The 2,807-nt window shown below is 65.4% G+C and carries 2 protein-coding genes; one reads left to right on the top strand and one right to left on the bottom strand.

The annotated features are described in order from the left end of the window. A partial coding sequence (traA, locus tag ACFPLB_RS17630) for a Ti-type conjugative transfer relaxase TraA (protein WP_378232098.1) occupies window positions 1-2,287 on the bottom strand: 2,287 nt, incomplete at its 3' end. A gap of 271 nt (window positions 2,288-2,558) precedes the next feature. Here traA and ACFPLB_RS17625 point away from each other — a divergent pair. Further along, the coding region (locus tag ACFPLB_RS17625) for a mobilization protein (protein ID WP_378232096.1) at window positions 2,559-2,807 on the top strand (249 nt) is incomplete at its 3' end.

Genomic DNA, 2,807 nt, shown 5'->3' with positions numbered 1-2,807 from the left:
TGTTGCCTTCCTTGTGCTCGAACGGCGCGGCCCCATGCTCGACCAGCCGGCCGGCATGGGTGAACTCGTCCTGTGCCGCGTAGAGCTGCACGCCGTCGCGATGGCGGGTCATGGCGACATAGGTTAGATGCCGGTCCATCATCCCCGACGCCAGCACAAAGGAACGATCGACCGTCGCCCCCTGATTTTTGTGAATCGTCGTCGCATAGCCGTGGTCGATCGCCTGATAGTCGCCCATCGGAACGCTGACGTTCTCGCCGCCCCGGCCGTCCAGCGTGGCGATGATCCTGCCGGCCTCGACATGCTCGACCGTGCCTAGCATCCCGTTTTTCACGCCAAGGTCGCGGTTGTTCTCCAAGAACACGATGCGGTCGCCCGGCGCGAACTCGCGCTTGCCGTCATTGGTCTGGAAGGTCAGCGCGCCGGCGTCCTCGCCCTGCGCCAGCTCGCCCCGGTCCTGTAGCTCGGTCCTGATCGCGTCATTGATGGCCCGAACATCGGCCCGTCGATGCGCCATCGCTACGCGGGTGCCGTCCGGGCGCTCGTCGCGGTCGGCAAGGTAATCGCGCACGATCTGGCCGCGCACGTCCTCGCCGGTTTCGGCAAAGCTGATATTGCCCCGATCCCGATAGGCCGCCAGCCCCTCGGCCGTCCGGTGCGTGGCGAAGTCAACGGAAGCCTCCCGCTGCCAGTCCACGCGCTGCCGGCGTATCTCGGAAAGCTCGGCATGGCCGATTTCCTCGGTGATCGCCCGGAACGGTGCGCCGGCCCCGATCGCCTGTAGCTGCTCATGGTCGCCTACAAGGACGATCTTCGCCCCGCGCGCCTCGGCCTCGCCAACGAAGCGGGCGAGCTGGCGGCTCCCGACCATGCCCGCCTCGTCGATCACGAACACGTCGCCGCGGCCGATCATGCCGCGGTCGTTGTCCCAACCGCGGGACCATGACGCGAGGGTGCGGCTCTGGATGCCGGAACTTTCCTCCAAGCCCTCGGCCGCCTTCCCCGACAGGGCCGCGCCGTGGACCTGATAGCCCTCGGCCTCCCATGCCTCGCGCGCCGCCGCGAGCATGGTGGACTTGCCAGCGCCGGCATAACCGACAACGGCCGCGATGCGCTCCGGCCCGGTGATATGCTCGATCGCCCGGCGCTGCTCGTCGGACAGCCGGGCGGAAGCATCGCCGGCGCTCCGCTGAATGGCGGCGTCCTGCGCGTCTATGGCCCGCTCGACATGCCGGCGATCGACGCCATGACCATGCGCGCCGTGCATCCGCTGCGCGCTCTCGATCATGCCGGATTCGATCTCGACCATTTCGCGGGTCGAATAGCGCGCAAGCTCGATCTCGCCCGTTGCCGGGTCCGCGCGCTCGGCCTGCAACTCCACCAGCGCCGGCGAGGCCATCACCTTCGCGAACGCGCTCTGGAACTCCTGCGGGTCGTCGTTGATGTAGCGATGCAGCGCCCGCGCCACGTCGTGGCGGTCGAACACGCTCTTTTCGCCGGTGATGAGGGTAAGAACCTGCTCGGGCTTCTCCCGGATCAGCTCGGCATTGCGCCGCGCCGCATCCTCGTCCAGCCGCGTGCGCGACACGTCGAGGCCGCGCCGCTCCATCTGCGAGGCATGGACACCCATATGCTCGGTCGGCGCGATCTCTAGCCCGCGCTCCATGTGCGAACGATGGTCGATGCAAATATCAAGCCCGGCCATCGCAAGCCGCTCGTTGGCGATCCCCTCCCACCTCTGGCGAATGTCGCGGAGCTGCATGTCGGTCATCGGCAGGTCGTTCGCCAAGAGCCATTTGTTTTCGCGCTCAAGATAGGTCTTGTCGCCTAGGCCGCCCTCGCCAACCTGCCGCGTCGTCATCATCACATGCGCATGATGGTTGCGAACGTCGCTGGCATCGTGCGGCGCATGGATCGCAAAGTCCACCGCCGCGCCATATCGGTTCGCCAGCTCCTGCGCGAACTCCCGCGCCGCCTCTAGCCGCTGCTCGGCCGATAGCTCATGCGGCAAGGCAATCTCGAACTCGCGGGCAACGCGGGCATCCTTGCGCTTCTCGGCAAACTCGGCGGCGTTCCACAAGTCCGACCGATCCCGCGCCCAATCGGCGTTGACGCCTTCCGGCAAGACGATCTCCGCATGTTCAACGCCCTGCTTGGCCGTGTAGTCGTGCGTGATCCCGTCGCGCTCGTTGGTCAACTTCTCCCCGGCACGATAAGCCATTGAGGCGACGGCGCTGCGGCCGCTCGCTCTCGAAACTGGCTTCATGCTCAAATGGTAGATCGCCAAGCAACAAGCTCCGATACCGTTTCGCCTTTCCCATTGGCCGACCAGCCAATGGCGCGCTGAGTTACGCAGTAACTCGTAAGTGCGCCCTTCTCAACTCAATCGCTTCGCTCTTTCGTCGCTCGGTGTGGCGCTCGCGGCAAGGTCGATGCAATGAACTGAGGCCCGGATTGTGCTGCAAAGCCGCCGAAAATTCAAGCGCACCGGGCAAACGCTGGAAAAGACGGCCGGGAATGATAGTCTAGGCGGACAACCGGAAAAGGAGATTTGAGGAATGGCGCGCAAAACGATCGAACAACGCTTGGCCGAACTGGACGCGCAGCGCGCCACGCTCAAGGCCCGGCTCTCGAAACAGGAACGCGCCAACGATACGCGCCGCAAGGTGCTGCTCGGCGCGCTCGTCCTGCATCGCCTTGAAAACGGCAAGGATGAGGAATTTTCCCGGCGCTTGGGCGAATGGCTCAAGCGTGAGCTGCCCGACTTCCTGACGCGCCCCGGTGACAAGGAACTGTTTGCCGATCTG

Origin of the sequence: Aquamicrobium segne (assembly GCF_042656785.1) — a bacterium.
Lineage (GTDB): Bacteria > Pseudomonadota > Alphaproteobacteria > Rhizobiales > Rhizobiaceae > Mesorhizobium > Mesorhizobium segne.
The sequence above is the reverse complement of the archived record's forward strand: the minus strand, read 5'-3'. Positions and strand labels throughout refer to the sequence as shown.